This is a genomic window from Cohnella rhizoplanae (assembly GCF_948329515.1).
GTDB lineage: Bacteria > Bacillota > Bacilli > Paenibacillales > Paenibacillaceae > Cohnella > Cohnella rhizoplanae.
The window spans coordinates 147,615-166,260 of record NZ_CAOJCN010000009.1; the positions used below are offsets into that span (position 1 = coordinate 147,615).

Here is an 18,646-nt window from a genome sequence, read left to right on the forward strand (position 1 = left end):
TCTGATTGAAATATGTTAACCCTTGAGGGAGCCAACCGTAAGTCCTTTGACGAAAAAACGCTGGAAAAACGGGAAGACGACGAGCATCGGACCGCCTGCGAGCACGGCGATGGCCATCCGCGCCGAATTGTTGGGGAAGTCCGCCAGATCGATGCCGACCTGCTGGGAAAACTCCGAATTGGAGGTCAGGAACTCGATGCTGTTCAGCGTACGGACCAGCAGCAGCTGCAGCGGCACCTTGTTCGGATCGTCGATGTACAGCATGGCGTTGAACCATTCGTTCCAATAGGCGAACGAGATGAGCAGGCCCAGCGTAGCGAGCGCCGGCGTCGACAGCGGCAGGATGATGCGGAAAAATATGTTGAATTCCCTCGCGCCGTCGATCTTGGCGGACTCGACGATCTCGAACGGCAGCTTGGAAAGGAACCCCTTCATGACGATGACGTTAAACGGCGACAGCAGCACGGGCAGGATCAGCGCCAGCAGGCTGTCCTTGAGATGCAGGTACTGCGTAATCAGGATGTAAGACGGCACGAGCCCGCCGCTGAACAGCATCGTGAAAAACACGTAGAACGTCGTAAGCCGGTTGTACCGGTAATCCTGCCGCGAGACGACGTAAGCGGTCATGGCGGTCACGAGCAGGCCGGACAGCGTCCCGGCGACGGTCACGAGCAAAGTCACGCCGTACGCGCGCAGCAGAACTTCCGGCGATTCGAACATGTACCGGTAGGCGTCCGCGCTGAACACGCGAGGGATGAATTGATAACCGTATGCCGTCAGCGTCTTCTCGTCCGTGAGCGATACCGCGATGACGAGCAAGAACGGCAGCACGACGACGATCGATAGGACGATGAACAGAATATGAATGGACGATTGCTGCAGCTTGCTGCTTTTTCCCATGGCCGCGGCCTCCTTTACCACATCGAGTGATCCGGGTTTATTCTTCTGACGATGCCGTTGGCGAGCAGCACGAGGACGAAGCCGACTACGGACTGGTATAGTCCCGTGGCGGCGGACATGCTGACGTTGCCGACTTCGCGAAGCGCCCGGTATACGTACGTGTCGATGACGTCCGTGGAGGAGAAGAGGAAGCCCGAGTTGTTCGGAATGAAGTAATGCAGGCCGAAGTCTCCGCGGAACATGTTGCCGATGGACAGGATGAGCATGATGACGATCAGCGGCGACAGCAGCGGGACGGTAATCTTCATCGCCATCTGGCGCTTGGTCGCGCCGTCGATGCGGGCGGCCTCGTAATAGTCGCCGCTGATGCCCATGATGCCCGCGAAGTAGATCAGCGTCGTGAATCCGACGGCCTTCCACAGGTGAACCAGTATAAGGATGAACGGCCACGGATCCGAATCCTGGTACCAGCTGACCGGCGCCATGCCGAGCGCTTCGAGCGTCCGGTTGATGAAGCCGTCCGCATGGTTCAGGAAGGCGTAGGCGATGTAGCCGACGAGCACCCATGACAGGAAGTGCGGCAGGAACAGCGCCGTCTGGTAGAAGCGGGTCCACTTGGCCTTGATCTCGTTCAGCAGCACGGCCAGCAGAAGCGCGGCTATGGTGGTGATTAGCATATAGCCGAGGTTGTACAGCACCGTGTTCCGCGTGATCCGCCACGCCGCGTCCGTGGAGAACAAGTATTTGAAGTTGTCGAGGCCGACCCACTTGCTCCCGAACATGCCGAGGTCGTACCTGTAATTCTTGAAGGCGATGATCAACCCGACCATCGGCAAGTAGGCGAAAATCAGCTGGTACAAAATCCCCGGCGCCGACAGCAGCATGAGCTCCCGGTTGCGCTTCATATGACCGAGTTCTTTTCGGACGAGCGACTTGGACTTGCGTCCGGCCGCCGGCCTACCGGCGTCCGACGTCCGGATCTCGGAGCCGCTTCCGTCTTCCAATGCGAGCGTCGATGACTTCTTCATTGCGATTGCCCCTTCCCTATCCGCCTAGCGATCGGCGCCTTGCCAATTACGATTCGCGGCGCCGTCTTGCAGGTCTAACGATAGCGCAGGGCGCGCCGGCGTCGGTACTGTACATATGCAGGATTCCTGTAAACGGCGGCTGTACGTATGCCAGAATGCTGTAATGCCGCGGCTCGCGGCCTCTGTACAGCTCCTGCCGACTACTGGACATGACAAAAAGGCAGCCGGAAAATCCGGCTGACCCGATGAACGAAAAAGAGGAGGCTGCGGCTGCAGCCCCCCCTGTGTGTGTGAATAAAGTAGTCTCCGTGAGCGTCTCTTTCCCCGCCAACGGGTCCGCGTGCCGAAAGTAGTCTCCGTCAGCGTTACTTTCCTCCGCCAACCGGTCCGCGTGCCGAAAGTAGTCTCCGTCAGCGTTACTTTCCTCCGCCAACCCGTCCGCGCGCCGAAAGTAGTCTCCGTCAGCGTTACTTCCGTCCGCCAACCGGTCCGCGCGCCGAAAGAGTCTCCGTCAGCGTTACTTTCCCCCGCCAACCGGTCCGCGTGCCGAAAGTAGTCTCCGTCAGCGCTTCTTCCCCCCGCTAACCGGTCCGAGTGCCGAAAGTAGTCTCCGTCAGCGTTACATCCCCCCGCCAACCGTCCCTTACGCCGCCAACAACGCCTAGTCCAGGCTGCGGTCGTCGAGGCCGAGCGGCAGCGGCGCGGGTCTCTCGCACGAACTCTGCATGACGTAATGCTTGCCCTCCGCGGCGGCGTCGTGAATGCCGTGCATCGCCTCCAGCACATGGTAGGCGAGCTCGCCGCTCGCGCGGTGCCGGCGGCCGGCGAGGATCGCCTTGGCCATGTCCGCGGCCCCGATGCCGCGGGCGTTCTCGTCCTTGCCGTGGGTCAGCGGGATCTGCGACCACGCCTCCGCGCCCGCGCGCCTGACGGAGACGGGGCCGCCGAACGTATTCGGATCCGGCACCAGCAGCGTACCATGGCTGCCGTAGACTTCGATGCGGGGCAGCACGGTGCCGCCTTTAACGTCAAACGAAGTGAGCAGCGTCGCGATCGGCCCGGACGCGAAGTCGAGCACGCCCGCCAGATGCGTCGGCGTCTCGACCTTGATGACGTGGCCGTAGTTTGCCGGATTCGTCACGACCCGCTCCGGATACGAGATTCTGGCGGAGCCCGTCACGCGCGCGATGGGGCCCAGCATGGCTACCAGGGCCGTCAGATAGTACGGGCCCATGTCGAACATCGGTCCGCCGCCGGTCTGGAAGAAGAAGTCCGGATTCGGATGCCAGCTCTCCGGTCCGCCGCCGAGCATGAAGGCGGTCGCGCCGATCGGCGTGCCGATCCAGCCGTCGTCGATCAGCTTGACGCAGGTCTGGATGCCGCCTCCGAGGAACGTATCCGGCGCGCAGCCGACCAACAGTCCTTTGCGATCCGCCAGCTCGAGCAGCTTGAGGCCTTCCTCCCGCGTGACGGACAACGGCTTTTCTACGAAGACGTGCTTCCCTGCCTCCAGCGCCTGCATGCAGACGGGCGCGTGAGCTTGCGGAACCGTGAGGTTGATGACCATCTGAATGTCCGGATCGGCGAGCAGCTCTTCGACGGAGCAGCCGCGTACGCCGTGCTCTTCGGCCTTGGCCTTGGCGCGCGCGACGTCCAGATCGGCGCAGGCGACGACCTCCATCGATTCGAACCGTTTGCCGTTCTGAAAATAAATCCCGCTGATGTTGCCCGTTCCGATAATGCCGACCTTCAACCTTTCCATGTTCTAACCCGCCCCCTCATCTAAATCAAACGATCCGCTTCGTACAGCTTGACCACGGTCAGCGCCAGAATCCCGGCTCCGATCTCCAGCGCGTCCAGATCGAAACGCATGTGCGGATGATGCAGTCCGGGCAGCAGGCCGCAGCCGAGGCCGACCATCGTGGCTCGAAGCTCGGGTCTATGCAGCGAGTAGAAGTGAAAGTCCTCTCCGCCCGGCGTCACCGGAGGCTGAGCGCGAGCGGCATCCCCGAGCAGCTCCGTGACGACTTCCCCCACCAGCGTCTCGAGACCGGGATCCGGTCGCGCGGCCACCGTGCGGGACTTCAGGCGCAGCGCCACGGGGCTGCCCCAGGACAGGCCGACCGCCTGCACGGCTCCCTCCAGATCGGCAAGCAAGGCATCCATCGCTTTGTTCGTCTGCGCGCGTACGTCGATGGCGAAGCTGCCGAAGTCGGGAATAATATTGCTGCTCTCGTTCGGAACCTGGAGCTTGGTCACCTTGCAGGAAGCCGGCACGGCCGAATAACCGGCCGAGACGCCCCGGACCGCCTGGATGATGTCGGCCATGACCTCGATCGCGCTTAATCCGTCGCCCGGACGCGCGGCATGCGCTTGGCGGCCCTGGACTTCCCCCTCCAGCACGGCGCATGCCCCGTGGTAGATCGCGCCGGACACCTTGCCGTACGGCAGCTCCTTGTCCGGCCGCAGATGAATGCCGAGCAAGCAGTCCACCCCGTCTAGAATGCCGGCTTCGAGCAGCCTGAGGGCGCCTTCCCCGACCTCCTCCGCAGGCTGGAACAGCACCCGCAGCTCGCCGGCCGGCTGGAACCCGACCGCACGCAGCGCCTTCACCGCGAACAGCGCCATCGTCATGTGCGCGTCATGGCCGCAAGAATGATTCGCCCGGTTCTCGCCGTCCACCTGCTGCCAGAGCGCGTCGATATCCGCACGCAGCGCGACGCATAAGCCTTTCCCGGCCCCGTCGTCATCCCCCGCGTCCGGGCGGCCATGCCAATGACCGACGAGTCCCGTATGCGCGGGGAATGTCTCGCAAGCGATCTCCATGCCGTCCAACGCCCGCCGCAGATATGCAGTCGTCCGATGCTCCTGCCAGCTCGCTTCCGCGAGCGCATGCAGCTCCGCGTAGGTCGACCTCAGCTCCGCCCGGTGCGCGGCGAGCCATGTCGCGATCGCCGCTCTCATGACTGCCTCACCAGCACGTAGTCTTGGACTTCGGGCTCCGACTTGCTGCAGGATACGGCCCGGTAGCCATGCGCGAAGGCGGCCGTCGCCAGATCGCGGAGCTGCTGCTGCCACACCTTGAACGCGTCGGGCTGGGCCTGCTTCAGCTGGCCCGCGGCCCGCGGGATCGGCAGCCTCAGGCCGTCCGACCGGCCGATCAGCTCCTTGCGCGACTGGTGCCCGAGCGCCGTCACCCTGCCGTCCGTGTACTCCACCGCCAGCAGCCGCGGATAATCGGCCGCGTCGTCGATCGCCGCCAGCCGACCTCCGGCGGCGCCGACCGCGCGCTCCGAGGACAGCGCCCACTCTACCAGGAAGCGGTCCGATGGATGCCCCGCGGCATCGGGCCCATAGAAATCGTTAATGTAGCGGGACACCGTCCCGCCCAGCTTGCATAGATTCAGATAGGCGTTCCGCGACTCGAAGGGATCGAAGGTCCAGACGATCTTGTCGTAACCGGCCTCCATCGCCCACAGCCGCTGCTCCAGCTTAAGGCGCATGCCGATGCCCCGATCGCGATAGGCAGGATCGATCGCCATCATGTGTGAACCCACGTACGGGCGATTGCCGTCATAGCCGATGAACCCGTAGCAGAAACCCACGAGCTTGCCCTCGCAGAACGCACCGTTCACCGCTCCCCCGTGAAGGATCGCCGCGCGCATCTGCTGCATGGACGAGATCGAATCCTGCGCCCATACCCTTTTCTGCAGATCTACGGCCTCCACGAGTTCTTTTACATCCGTCACGTTACGATACTGAATACTGCCGATGCCATGCTCGACGTTCATGCAGCCGTCCTCCTGTCCAAGCCTGTCCTTACGCCTCCAGATGCCCCGGTATGGAACGATCCGCCCGGCACCTGGCCCAATAATCGTCCAGCAATTCCAGATCGAACTCCCGGATGATATCCTGAATCGTGAATTCGTCCGTCTCGCTCGAGATCACGAACGCGTTCAGCCGGGTCGGATCGCTGATCCGCAGCTTATAGCCGTACTTGCGCTTCGCCGCTTCGAGCTTCTCCCAGTTGAAGTCATAATGAACGACAGCGCGGTCCATGTTCACGGTCTCGGTCACGTGCGGATAGAAGAGCGTGCTCTCCGCGACCACTTCGCCGACGGGGTTTAATATGGAACAAATCCCTGGACGCCAGATGGAGCCTGCGAAGTAAGCCCTGCAGGTATATGCCCAATAAGACGTCATCATGCCCCCGTGATATGCCGAAGAAAAGACGATCAGGTCGGGCTTTTGCCGCAAATATTGCTCCCGAAGTTCATCGAAATTAATATCGAAGCAGATGATGCAGGCGACGCGGCCGAAGTCGGTCTCGATCACCTGCGCTTCTTTGCCGTACAGCGTGTCCGAATTCGACTTTTGCCGGATCGTAATAAAATTTTTGTTGTAAGTGCCGCAGACCTCGCCGGCCCGATCGAGCACGTGCGTGGCGTTGCGGAAGCTGCCGTCCGGCATCTCCACGTTCGCCGAATAAGCGATATAGCACCGATGGGCGCGCGCGACCCCGGCGAAGTAGTCGCGGATCCGGTTCCCGCGATGGCGGTAGTAATCGTACAGCCATTCGATCGACATGTCTTTGAAGTGCGGATCGTCGCAGCACTCCGGCAGTACGATGAAGTCTGGCTGCTCCGGCAGCACCTGCCGCAGCTGCGCTTCCCACTTGGCGATCATTTGCGCGACGACATCCTCGAATCCCTGCCCGGGATCGACCTCTTTAAGCGGCGGCGCCATACAGCTGATTTTGACGTATTTGGACATGCGTTCGTCCTCCCTATCTCGCGCGGCGCCTTAGGCGCCCTGCGTCAGCTTATTGACGGTCCAGCCGTCGAGCGTGCGCTCGCACACCGCGTGACCGATGCCTGCGCCTGTCGGCACGGCCAGGACGCCCGGACGAACCAAGTCGATGGCCGGCTCGACGACGTCCTGCTCCCAGAACCGACTGGATGCCGAGACATCTCCGGGTATCGTAAAATTGGATAGCGAAGAAAGCGCGACATTGTGAAGACGGCCGATTCCGAGTTCGAGCATCCCCCCGCACCACACCGGTATGCCGCGTTCCAGGCATAGATCGTGAATCTTCCTGGCGTTCGTCAATCCGCCGACCCGGCCGACCTTAATATTGATGATGCGGCAGCTGCCGAGCTCGATGGCATGACGCGCATCCGCGAGCGTGTGGATGCTCTCGTCCAGGCAGATCGGCGTCCGCAGCTCGCGCTGCAAGGCGGCGTGATCGATGATATCGTCATGCGCGAGCGGCTGCTCGATCATCATCAGACCGTATGGGTCCAGCTCCTTTAGAAGCGGAATATCCGCCATCGTATAGGCGGAATTCGCGTCGACCATCAGCGGCAGGCCGTCGCCGAACCGCTTGCGGATCGCCTCGACCAGCCGGATATCGAAGCCCGGCTTGATCTTTACCTTGATTCGCTTGTAGCCCTGCTCCACGAATCGCTCGACGTTGGCGACGACATGCTCGACCGTCGGCTCGATGCCGATGCTCACGCCTACGTCGATTTCCTGCTTGGTGCCGCCCAGCGCATGGGACAGCGAGATGCCCTGTCGTTTCGCATACAAATCCCACACGGCCGTCTCGATCGCGGCGATCGCCATATGGTGGCGGCGGATCGGCGCGAACAGCGCCGATACTTCGTCCGGATGCGACACTACCCTGCCGGTCAACGCGGGGACGAGATAGTGCTCGAGCATATGCCAGACCGTATCCGTCGTTTCTTCATTGTAATAAGGAGCGGAAAATGCCGTGCTTTCCCCGTATCCGATCATGCCGTCGCTATAGACGCTGACGATGACGCAATCCTTCTTGTCCATCCGTATGAAGCTGGTCTCGAACGGCGCCTTCAAGGGCGCTTGAAGGCGCCTTAACGTAATTTGATCGATTCTCATCCGCCGACCTGCCTTTCCTCGTATATCCCCTTCATTATAGGGGAGGCAACTCTCTGATAGGACCCCTCTAATCTTATGACTTCATGTCGAAAATTAAGATCGCCCGGGAAGCGATTCTGCATATCCGGTTTACGGATGGCTTAGGACGAAGGCATCGATCTGCTTCTGCATCTCGGCCTGAACCTTGTCGATGCCCGCCTGCTCCAGCTTCTCCCGGGCGATGGCGATGCCTTCCTCCGGCTTCACCAGGCCATGGTAGATCGGCAGCAGATAGGTCTTCTGGACGTTCGCGAGCGCGGCCAGCTCGTTCTTGATCGGCGTGTCGTCAAGCGTGAACGTGGCTAACTTGGTGTCGACGATATTTTCCGCTATCCACTTGTCGTAGTAGAACTTAATCAGATCGCCGGCCGCGCCTTCGGGCTGCCGGTACATCTTGGGCGTCCTCCAGCCCCACGGGCATGCTCCGTCCGGCGGATACCCGGCCGAACCCGGCAGGCTCTTGTACTTGGCGTCGCCTACGGGCTCCCAGTGCTTGCCCATGATGCCGTAGGTCGTCAGATCGAACAGCTCTTGATCGTAGCGAAGCAGGTCCAGCGCCATGAGCGCGCGCTCGGGATGCTTGGAGGTCGCGTGGATGCCGATCCCGTTGCTGATCAGCGGCGACCGGTACCGCTTGGCGTCCGGCGTGAGATCGACGACCTCCGGCTTCCACTCGGGATGCACCAGGTTGATGGCTTCCATCATGCTGGCCACGGTGAGGAGGTTGCCGTAGTGGGCCGCCGTCTTGCCCCCCTTGAATGCCGCGACCCAATCCGTCTTGGACACGATCGATTCCCTCGGCCATAGACCCTGCCGGGCCATCTCATAGAGCGTGTTGAACTTCTCGATATACTTCGGATTGTCGAGGTAGTTGGAGAGCTGCGGGTGCTCGCTGTCCATCTCATACACGAGCGGGACGCTGCCATGCACGAAGAGGCGCTCCAGATCGGCGAACATGACGGGCAGCGCGACGCCGTTCAGGTCCGTACTCGGTCCGCCGATGGGGGTCATGCCCTTCTCGTTCCTGGCGATCGTCGACAGGAAGTCGATGAAGCCGGCTTGCGAATTTACGGCGGGCAAATGATACTTCTCTCTCAGGTCGCCGCGGATAATCGCCATTGTATACCCCGATTCGAAGTAATCGTTGGGGATCATGTAGCGCTTGCCGTCTACGCTCGCTTGTTCCCAGCCAAGCGGATCCTGCCGGGTCCAGGTTTCCGGCGCGTATGTCTTGATCATGTCTTCCGTCAATTCCAGGAAGCCGCCCTTGCGCGCCGTCTGATTGTAGAACGACCAGCCGCTGGCGAAGATCATGTCGAAGTCTTCGTTCGCCGCGAACAGCAGCGGGTACTTCTGCGCGTGCTCGTTCCAATCCAGGAACCGCGGCTCGATCGTAGCGTTGATCTTTTCCTTCAGGATCTCGTTGACTTCCGCATACACCTCGTCCGTATCGGCAGGCTTCGGACCGAGCAGCACCAGCTTGAGCGCGACCGGCTCGGACGTATCGACCGCACCGTACGATGCGCTGCCGGAAGGCGCCTGCGAGGACGCGCTTCCTCCGTCGCCGTTGCTGCACGCGCTGGCCAGCAGGCTCGTCATAAGGAGCATTACCATTCCGAGCCATACGTTTTTTCTCGTATTCGGTCTTCTCTCCATCCCGTCCCCCCCTATAGCTATTATAAATCGGAAAAGCAGCCGGGCCCATGCGCCCGGCTGCCATCCTATTCAAAAGGGCATTTATTTCTTCACGAAAAACTTCATCTCGGAGAATGATACCCACTCCGGATTCAGCAGCGCGTCCGTCGATCCGAATACCGCCACTCTGAAGTATCTCGCATCGATCGAAGGGAAGTTGAACGGCATGAAGTCGCTGGTATCGCCGACCGTATCGCCGCCGTACACGTTCGTCCAGTTCACGCCGTCGTCCGAGACGGAGAACATGATCCGGCTCGACCGGGTGTGGCCGTTGTAGATAGCGAGGTCGAATCGTTCCAGTTGAATCGTCTCCCCGAAGTCGAAGTCGATATGCGTCCCGATATTGCCTGACCACCGCGAGGTATTGGACTGGATATTATCGAACAATTTCGGCACGTTTTCCGGAGCGATGGTCGCGGTATAGCTCGCATACATTTTTTCCTTGAGATTCGCGATCGGGATCGGGGTCACCGGCGCAAGCGGCACTCGCTCCCATTGAAGCACTTCCGGAGGCGGCAGGGTCACGATGTTGGCCACTCGCGCATCGCTGTCCCAAGTCACGTCGTGATCCAGGCTCTCCCCGATAAAGTTCACCGGGATCAACAGCTGGCCGCCTTCAAGCGCAGCCGGTTCGTCCATCGTCACGCTCGCGCCATTGACCGTCGCAGCCGCGCTGCCCGCCGTCACGACGATCGTCATGCTGTCTTTGGTCGCCGTCACGGTCTGGGCGGCTTCGTTCCACGCCGCGTCCATGCCGAGCGCTTCGAGGACCTCCTCCGCCGGTACCATCACGCTGTCGCCCGCCAGCTGCGGCAAGGCGTCAAGATCCAGGCCCTGTCCGTCGATGCGGACGCGGATCTTCCGCTCCATCGGCTCGGACGGCACCTCGTCGGCGTACGGAAGCGCGCTTGCGTTCGTCTTTTGCAGCGTATAAGTTCCCGGCGTCCCTTGGAAGTAAAGCGTATTGCCGTCTTTGACGACTTTATACTTCACAGATGCCGTACTGCCTTCCTTCACGGCGGTCCAATCGCCCTCGGCAAGGTCTGTTACCAGAACCTTATAAGTCTGGCCTGCCTCGCCGTCGAAGGCGATCGTCGCTTCCTGATCGATCAGATCGAAGTCCTTGGCGAAAAAGACGACGCGATCGTAGATTCTGGCGCCCGCATAATCGTCCGTCTCGGAGTAGTGCACATCCTGCGGCGCTGGACCGTCTACGGCGTCCATCACCTGCATGACGTTCAGGAACCGCGTCTGGTTCGCAGGCGCTTCGTTCGAGAGCTCGATTCGCCAGTCGCCCGCTTCGAGACTTTGGATGTTGGTGGTACTTCCGGGCTTTCTCGGGTAGTTAACGCCGTCTACCTCGTATTCGCGTCCGGGTCCGCCGATTTTCTCAACCTTCAGATCGTCGGCCTTCGGCAGCAGCGCGTCGGTGACCATCTTGCCTTCATAACCGCGCTCCGTCACCGTATTCGTGAATCGGCTGCCTTCGCGGACCGGCTCATTGATCGTGTGAAGCAGCCATCTTTTTTTGGCGTTCGCGTTCGGCGTGTCGATATTGTCGTACACGATCATCGCCGCAGGATGCTCGTCGTCCTTGAAGTTCAGGAACGCCATGCTCCTCGTATAATTATCGGTCCTCGTCTTTCCGTACGCCTCCGTGAGTTCGCCCTTCAAGTACGAGTAATCCGGATACATCTCGTCGTCGCCGATGGCGTGGGACAAGATCGTTCCCCTCTGGTAGCCGGGATCGGTATTCCACTGCTCAACCGTCCTTGGAATCTCAGTCACGGAGCGTTGATTCGACTTCGAAAACCTTCCCTGATCAGCCGCATTCGCAAGCGGGTCTTCGATCAGCACGACGTTGTGCGCGACCGACTGCTTGTTGTAGTTCAGGTCGTGCGGCTGGCCGTATTCGTCGGGAGTCCCGTTGGGGAAGGGCTCGCCGTTGTAAATGCCGGAGTCGATCGCCAGGTAACCCTTGTAGTACATCGAGAACGCGCCGGCGTCGACATGCTGGTGGTTGGTCTGGGTCCGTTCCCCGATATTCATCACCGCGACGACCGATTTGGAATCCGGACCGTCATCCCAGCCCGTACGGGCCACGATCGAGCCGTACGGCGCCGGGAAGTACTTGGACAGCGGCGTATCGTAGGTGGACTGCGCTGGCGCTTCCGGATCGAAGAACAGCATGTAATATAGTTCGTCCTGATAAGTGTTCTGCTTCAGGAACTCGTTCTGCGCTCTCGGATTGCCGTAGACGCTGCCTGCGATCATGTTGGTAATGTTGCCATGCACGAAACGTTGCCATGGCGCCTGGTAGAAGGTGTTGAAGTCGTCGCCTTCCGTCATGATGAAGCCGTCCGGCCGGCGGGTGTACACCTGCCTGTCGAGCGCCAGCCCGACCTTGCTCGTGAGCGGCTCGATGCCGATCGCCTTCCACAGCTGGTTGCCCATCATGATGTACTTCAGCCGATTGTCTCCATAAGCGGGGCCTTCAAAGGGCATCTCCGCGTCGAGCATGACGTTGAAGCCGGGCATCGTGACATTCAGGAGATAGTCCGCGATGTCGTTGTAGTACTCGGGATTCGTCTCGTACAGCGCGATGCCCATCGCCAGCTTGAACTGATGGTGCACTTCGCCGTTGGCATGCCCCGCCAGAATCACCTTGTCGTTCTGCTTCATCGGATACGGGTACTCGAGGCCGGTCCTGACCCATATGCCCAGCGCCTGGCGAATAGCTGCCCGCTGTGCTTCGGTCATGAGATCGTAGCACCAGTCGTAGACGACGGATTCCAGGAACATCAGGTTGCCCACTTGTCTGGCGACATCGAAGATGACGCCCGGGTCGGGGTTCAACTGCGTCGTATTCGCCATATTCACGGCGATCGAGACCGCTTTTTGACCCGCAGCTTCATCGCCATGGATCAGGTAGAGCAGCGCATTCGATTTCATGACCTCGATCGTTCTCGGGTCGATGTTGGTATATGCGGTGCCTGTCCGGGCCGGGAAGTTGCCCGTCAGTTGACGTTGGGCCTTGGTGTTAATGCTGTCCCACACGCCGTCGAAAGCAGGGTTACTTAATCTCGCCTTCAGCGCGGGAAGCGTATCCTTGTTCACGAGCACGCGCGGTCGCTCCGCCGGCGGGATCGGCAGCGGATTGTACTGGCCCGATTGCTTGGGCGCGACAGGGAACAAGATCGGCGCCTGCGCCTGGAACAAAATGATCGGGTTGGTCGTCAAATCGCCGACCTTCTCGGTGACTTTACCTTGATAGGTCATGGCAAACGTGTAGGTGCCCGGCAGCAGCTCCTTGCTCGCCGTGCCGCCTACCGTCGTCCCGAACGTCCGCCAGCCGGTCGCATAGTACGATGCCGCGCCGCCGCTAAGCGGGTAGCCTTGCTCGTTTTTCAGCTGTACGGTCGCCTTGACCGTCCGAAAGACGATGACCGGATCGGCGCCGATCTGCTGCGCCTTGTCCATCCGGGTACCTTCGTAATCCACATGGAACGTGTAGTTGCCCGGCAGCAGCTCCTTGCTCGCTTCGCCGCCCGTGACGTCGCCGAACGTTTTCCAGCCTGCGGAGCCGTAATAGGACGCCGTCCCGCCGCTTAGCGGATTGCCCTGGCTGTCCTTCAACTGCACCTTCGCCTTTACCGTCTGAAAGACGACGACCGGATCGGCGCCGGTGTTCTGCGCTTTGCTCGTTCGCGTGCCTTCATAATCCACGTTATACGTATATGTGCCTGGCAGCAGCTCCTTGCTGACTTCGCCGTCGGCAATCGTGCCGAACGTCTTCCAGCCCGAAGCGTAATAGGAGACGACACCGCCGCTTAGCGGAGCGCCCTGACTGTCCTTCAGCTGCACTTTGACGTTCACCGTCTGGAACGAGACGAGCGGGTCAGCGCCCGTGTCCTGCGCTTTTTCCACATAAGTCCCTTCGTAAGCGATATGGAACGTGTACGACTTATCCGGCAGCGCCTTGCTGGCGATGCCCGACGCGTCGGTCGTGCCGAACGTTTTCCAGCCCGCGTCGTAATAGTCGACGGTCGCGCCCGCGAGCGGATTGCCGCCGCTGTCCTTTAATTGGACTTTGACGGTATCCGGATCTCCGTATACAGTCTCGGACACCGACGTTTGCGGCTCGACCGCCGCCGCCCGCTGCGGCGCCAGCCCAAATAAAAATCCTCCGATCATAGTCAAACTTAGCAGCATGGAAAGCCATGTTTTGTTTGTTCCAGTTAACCAACTGGCCATTTTGTTCACCCTTTCGCTGAATGCCACGCGGCAAGTGTACGAGTCGACTTCATTGTAATGGAAACGCTGTCAAGATCGTCCCCTTCAAACTTTCGATTTTATGGAGGAAATTAAGACGGGCTCCCGTACCGAACGATTCGGCGGCTTCGCGGGTTTGAGGCCGAGTTATGCGGCAATACCGCACAACTCGCCGGTTTGTTCCTGTTGAGAAGTTCTGCGCCATGCGAGTCGTGCATGACACGGGTTTGATTCTGGTTGAGACTTCTCATGGCCCGAGGAGCAGCGCGGTGGATCGTTTGTTTCTGGTTGGGACCTCATCGCGGTCCGGGGAGCGGCGCTAGCCCCCCTGACCAAAAGCCGGGCGCACGCGCCCGGCTTCCCGCAAATCACGCCTACGCCGGGGCCTCCGACCGTATCGCCTCCGTACAGATTCTCCACCGGTTTCGACGGGACCTTGGCAGCGAGCGGAAGCGCGCTGGCATCCGCCTTTGCAGCGTATAGGTGCCCGGCGCCCCCTCGAAGTAGATCGTGTTATAAATCGGAAAACAGCCGAGCCCCACTCCGCTCGGCTGTTGACCTATTCGATAAATGCTTCTATTTCTTCACGAAAAACTTCATCTCGGAGATCGATACCCACTCCGGACTCAGGATCGCGTCCGTCGATCCGAACACCGCCACCCTAAAGTATCTCGCTTGGATCGACGGGAAGTTGAACGGAATGAAATTGCTGGTGTCGCCGACCGTATCGCCGCCGTATACGTTCGTCCAGTTCTCGCCGTCGTCCGAGACGGAGAACATGATTCTGCTCGATCTCGTATGACCGTTGTAGAACGCGGCATCGAATCTCTCCAGTTGAATCGTCTCCCCGAAGTCGAAGTCGATATGGGATCCGATATTTCCCGCCCACCGAGAGGTATTGGACTGAACATTATCGAACATTTTCGGCACGTTTTCCGGACCGTAGGTCGCGGTAAAGCTCGCGTACATTTTTTCTTTGAGGTCCGCGATTGGGATCGGGGTCACCGGCGCAAGCGGCACTCTCTCCCACTGAAGCATTTCAGGCGGCGGCAGAGTCACGATATTGGCCACCAGCGCATCGCTGTCCCACGTCACGTCGTGATCCAGGCTTTCCCCGATAAAGCCGACCGGGATCAGCAGTTGGTTATCGACCAAGGATGCCGGTTCGTCCATCGTCACGCTTGCTCCGTTCACCGTCGCCGTATCGCTGTCCGCCGTCACCACGATCGTCGTGCCGTCTTTGGTGGCCGTCACGGTTTGAGCGGCTTCGTTCCACGCCGCGTCCATGCCGAGCGCTTCGAGAACATCCGCAGCCGGCACCATCACGCTGTCGCCCGCCAGCTGCGGCTCTACATCAAGATCCACGCCTTGTCCGTCGATGCGGACGCGGATCTTTCGCTCCACCGGCTCCGACGGAACCTCATCGGCATACGGAAGCGCGCTTGCATTCGTCTTTTGCAGCGTATACGTGCCCGGCGTACCCTCGAAGTAGAGCGTATTGCCGTCTTTAACGACTTTATGCTTCGCCGACGCCGACTCGCCTGCCTTCGCAGCAGTCCAGTCGCCTTCCGCAAGGTCGGCCACTAGGATCTTATAAGTCTGGCCTGCCTCGCCGTCGAAGGCGATCGTCGCTTCCTGATCGGTCAGACCGAAGTCCTTGGCGAAAAAGACGACGCGATCGTAGATTCTGGCGCCCGCATAATCATCCGTCTCGGAGTAGTGCACATCCTGCGGCGCTGGACCGTCTACGGCGTCCATCACCTGCATGACGTTCAGGAACCGCGTCTGGTTCGCAGGCGCTTGGTTCGAGAGCTCGATCCGCCAGTCTCCCGCCTCGAGGCTCTGGATGTTGGCCGGATTGCCGGGAGCTCTCGGGAAATTAACGCCGTCCACTTCAAATTCGTGTCCGGGACCGCCGATCTTTTCGACCTTCAGATCATTCGCCTTAGGCAGCAGCGCATCGGTGACCATCTTGCCTTCATAGCCCCGCTCCGTCACCGTATTCGTGAATCGGCTGCCTTCCCGAACCGGCTCGTTGATCGTGTGAAGCAGCCATCTCTTCTTGGCGTTCGCGTTCGGCGTGTCGATATTGTCGTACACGATCATCGCCGCCGGATGCTCGTCGTCCTTGAAGTTCAGGAACGCCATGCTTCTCGTATAATTGTCGGTCCTCGTCTTGCCGTACGCCTCCGAGAGCTCGCCCTTCAGGTACGAGTAATCCGGATACATCTCGTCGTCGCCGATGGCGTGGGACAAGATCGTTCCTCTCTGGTAGTCCGGATTGGTATTCCATTGCTCGACCGTCCTTGGGATCTCCGTCACGGAGCGTTGGTTCGACGGAGAGAACTTTCCCTGATCATTCGCAGAAGCAAGCGGGTCTTCGATCAGCACGACATTGTGCGCGACCGACTGCTTGTTGTAGTTCAGGTCGTGCGGATTGCCGTATTCGTCGAAGGATCCGTTCGGGAAGACGCCGTTGTAAATACCGGAGTCGATCGCCAGATAACCCTTGTAGTACATGGAGAATGCGCCGGCGTCTACATGCTGGTGGTTGGTCTGGGTCCGTTCCCCGATATTCATAACCGCGACGACCGATTTGGAATCCGGTCCCTCATCCCAGCCCGTGCGGGCCACAATCGAGCCGTACGGCGCCGGGAAGTACTTGGACAGCGGCGTATCGTAGGTGGACTGCGCGGGTGCTTCCGGATCGAAGAACAACATGTAATACAGTTCGTCCTGATAAGTGTTCTGCTTCAGGAACTCGTTCTGCGCCCTCGGATTCCGGTATACGCTGCCTGCGATCATGCTGGTAATATTGCCAAGTAGGAATCTGCTCCACGGCACTTGATAGTAGGTATTGAAGTCGTCGCCTTCCGTCATGATGAAGCCGTCCGGCCGGCGGGTATATACCTGCCTGTCGAGCGCCAGTCCGATCTTGCTCGTGAGCGGCTCGATGCCGATCGCCTTCCACAGCTGGTTGCCCATCATGATGTACTTGAGCCGATTGTCTCCGTAAGCGGGGCCTTCGAAGGGCATCTCCGCGTCGAGCATGACATTGTAGCCTGGCAGGCTCACATTCAAGAGGAAGTCCGCAATGTCGTTGTAATACTCTGGATTCGTATCGTACACCGCGATGCCCATGGCCAGCTTGAACTGATGGTGCACGTCGCCGTTGGCGTGCCCGGCCAGAATATACTTGTCGTTCTGCTTCATCGGATACGGATACTCGAGACCGGTCCTAACCCATACGCCCAGCGCCTGGCGGACGGCCGCCCGCTGCCCCTCGTCCATCAGATCGTAGCACCAGTCGTAGACGACGGATTCAAGGAACATCAGGTTGCCCACTTCTCTGCCGACATCGAAAATGACGCCCTTGTCGGGGTTCAACTGTGTCGTATTCGCCATGTTAACGGCGATCGAGACCGCCTTTTCACCCGCCGCCTCATCGCCATAGATCAGGTAGAGAAGCGCGTTGGACTTCATGACCTCGACCGTTCTCGGGTCGATGTTGGTATATGCGGTTCCCGTTCTGGGAGGGAAGTTGCCGGTCAGTTGTCGTTGGGCCTTGGTGTTGATGCTCGCCCACACACCGTCAAAAGCAGGGTTGCTTAATCTCGCCTTCAGCGCGGGAAGCGTATCCTTGTTCACGAGCACGCGCGGGCGCTCCGCCGGCGGGATCGGCAGCGGATTGTACTGACCCGATTGCTTGGGCGCTACAGGGAAGATAATCGGCGCGGCCGCCTTGAACAGGATGATCGGATTCGCGGTCAGGTCGCCGACCTTCTCGGTCACCTTACCCCCATAGGTCATGGCGAACGTATAGGTGCCCGGCAGCAGCTCCTTGCTCGCCGTGCCGCCTACCGTCGTGCCGAACGTCCGCCAGCCGGTCGCATAATACGACGCCGCGCCGCCGCTCAGCGGGTAGCCTTGCTCGTTTTTCAGCTGCACGGTCGCCTTGACCGTCCGGAAGACGATGACCGGATCGGTGCCGATCTGCTGCGCCTTGTCCATCCGGGTGCCTTCGTAGTCCACATGGAACGTATAGTTGCCCGGCAGCAGCTCCTTGCTCGCTTCGCCGCCCGTTACGCTGCCGAACGTTTTCCAGCCTTCGGAGCCGTAGTAGGACGCCGTGCCTCCGCTCAGCGGGTTGCCTTGGCTGTCCTTCAGCTGGACCTTGGCTTTCACCGTCTGGAAGACGACGACCGGATCGGCGGCGGTGTTCTGCGCTTTGCTCGTCCGCGTGCCTTCATAATCCACGTTGTACGTATAAGAGCCTGGTAGCAGCTCCTTGCTGACTTCGCCGTCGGTGATGGTGCCGAACGTCTTCCAGCCGGAAGCGTAATACGAGACGACACCGCCGCTGAGCGGAGTGCCTTGGCTGTCCTTCAACTGCACCTTGACGTTCACCGTCTGGAACGAGACGAGCGGGTCGGCGCCCGTGTTCTGCGCTTTTTCCACATACGTCCCTTCGTAAGCGATATGGAACGTGTACGACTTGTCAGGCAGCGCCTTGCTGGCGATGCCCGACGCGTCGGTCGTACCGAACGTTTTCCAGCCCGCGTCGTAATAGTCGACGGTCGCGCCCGCGAGCGGATTGCCGCCGCTGTCCTTCAATTGGACTTTGACGGTATCCGGATCTCCGTATACACTCTCGGACACCGACGTTTGCGGCTCGACCGCCGCCGCCCGCTGCGGCGCTAGCCCAAATAAAAATCCTCCGATCATAGTCAAACATAACAGCATGGAAAGCCATTTTTTGTTTGTTCCAGTTAACCAACTGGCCATTTCCTCCACCC

The 18,646-nt window shown here is 60.1% G+C and carries 10 protein-coding genes; all 10 read right to left on the bottom strand.

The genetic code is table 11. From position 1 onward, the window contains the following. Nucleotides 1–15: 15 nt before the first annotated feature. Nucleotides 16–900: a carbohydrate ABC transporter permease gene (locus PQG80_RS15290; RefSeq protein ID WP_271752254.1), complete on the bottom strand. Its 885-nt coding sequence runs from the start codon at nucleotides 898–900 to the stop codon at nucleotides 16–18. A 14-nt stretch (nucleotides 901–914) separates the two neighbouring features. Next, on the bottom strand, nucleotides 915–1,805 hold the full coding sequence (locus PQG80_RS15295; RefSeq protein ID WP_271752318.1) for an ABC transporter permease: 891 nt from the start codon (nucleotides 1,803–1,805) through the stop codon (nucleotides 915–917). A gap of 784 nt (nucleotides 1,806–2,589) precedes the next feature. Further along, nucleotides 2,590–3,690, bottom strand: coding sequence for a Gfo/Idh/MocA family protein (locus PQG80_RS15300; RefSeq protein WP_271752255.1), 1,101 nt, complete (start codon nucleotides 3,688–3,690; stop codon nucleotides 2,590–2,592). Nucleotides 3,691–3,710: 20 nt separating this feature from the next. Further along, the gene (locus tag PQG80_RS15305) at nucleotides 3,711–4,892 is read right to left on the bottom strand and encodes an amidohydrolase (protein ID WP_271752256.1); all 1,182 of its coding nucleotides are present in this window, start codon (nucleotides 4,890–4,892) and stop codon (nucleotides 3,711–3,713) included. After that, nucleotides 4,889–5,719, bottom strand: a complete 831-nt coding sequence (locus PQG80_RS15310; RefSeq protein ID WP_271752257.1) for a GNAT family N-acetyltransferase — start codon at nucleotides 5,717–5,719, stop codon at nucleotides 4,889–4,891. The genes PQG80_RS15305 and PQG80_RS15310 overlap by 4 nt, the downstream gene beginning before the upstream one ends. A 28-nt stretch (nucleotides 5,720–5,747) precedes the next feature. Then, the gene (locus tag PQG80_RS15315) at nucleotides 5,748–6,701 is read right to left on the bottom strand and encodes a carbon-nitrogen hydrolase family protein (RefSeq protein WP_271752258.1); all 954 of its coding nucleotides are present in this window, start codon (nucleotides 6,699–6,701) and stop codon (nucleotides 5,748–5,750) included. A gap of 30 nt (nucleotides 6,702–6,731) precedes the next feature. Then, the gene (gene menC, locus PQG80_RS15320; protein WP_271752259.1) at nucleotides 6,732–7,844 is read right to left on the bottom strand and encodes an o-succinylbenzoate synthase; all 1,113 of its coding nucleotides are present in this window, start codon (nucleotides 7,842–7,844) and stop codon (nucleotides 6,732–6,734) included. Between the two features lie 129 nt (nucleotides 7,845–7,973). Beyond that, nucleotides 7,974–9,539: an ABC transporter substrate-binding protein gene (locus PQG80_RS15325; protein WP_271752260.1), complete on the bottom strand. Its 1,566-nt coding sequence runs from the start codon at nucleotides 9,537–9,539 to the stop codon at nucleotides 7,974–7,976. Between the two features lie 81 nt (nucleotides 9,540–9,620). Next, entirely contained in the window at nucleotides 9,621–13,790 is a 4,170-nt protein-coding gene (locus PQG80_RS15330) for a stalk domain-containing protein (RefSeq protein WP_271752261.1), read from the bottom strand. A 636-nt stretch (nucleotides 13,791–14,426) separates the two neighbouring features. Then, complete coding sequence (locus PQG80_RS15335; protein ID WP_271752262.1) at nucleotides 14,427–18,509, bottom strand: stalk domain-containing protein; 4,083 nt, start codon at nucleotides 18,507–18,509, stop codon at nucleotides 14,427–14,429. Nucleotides 18,510–18,646 lie beyond the last annotated feature (137 nt).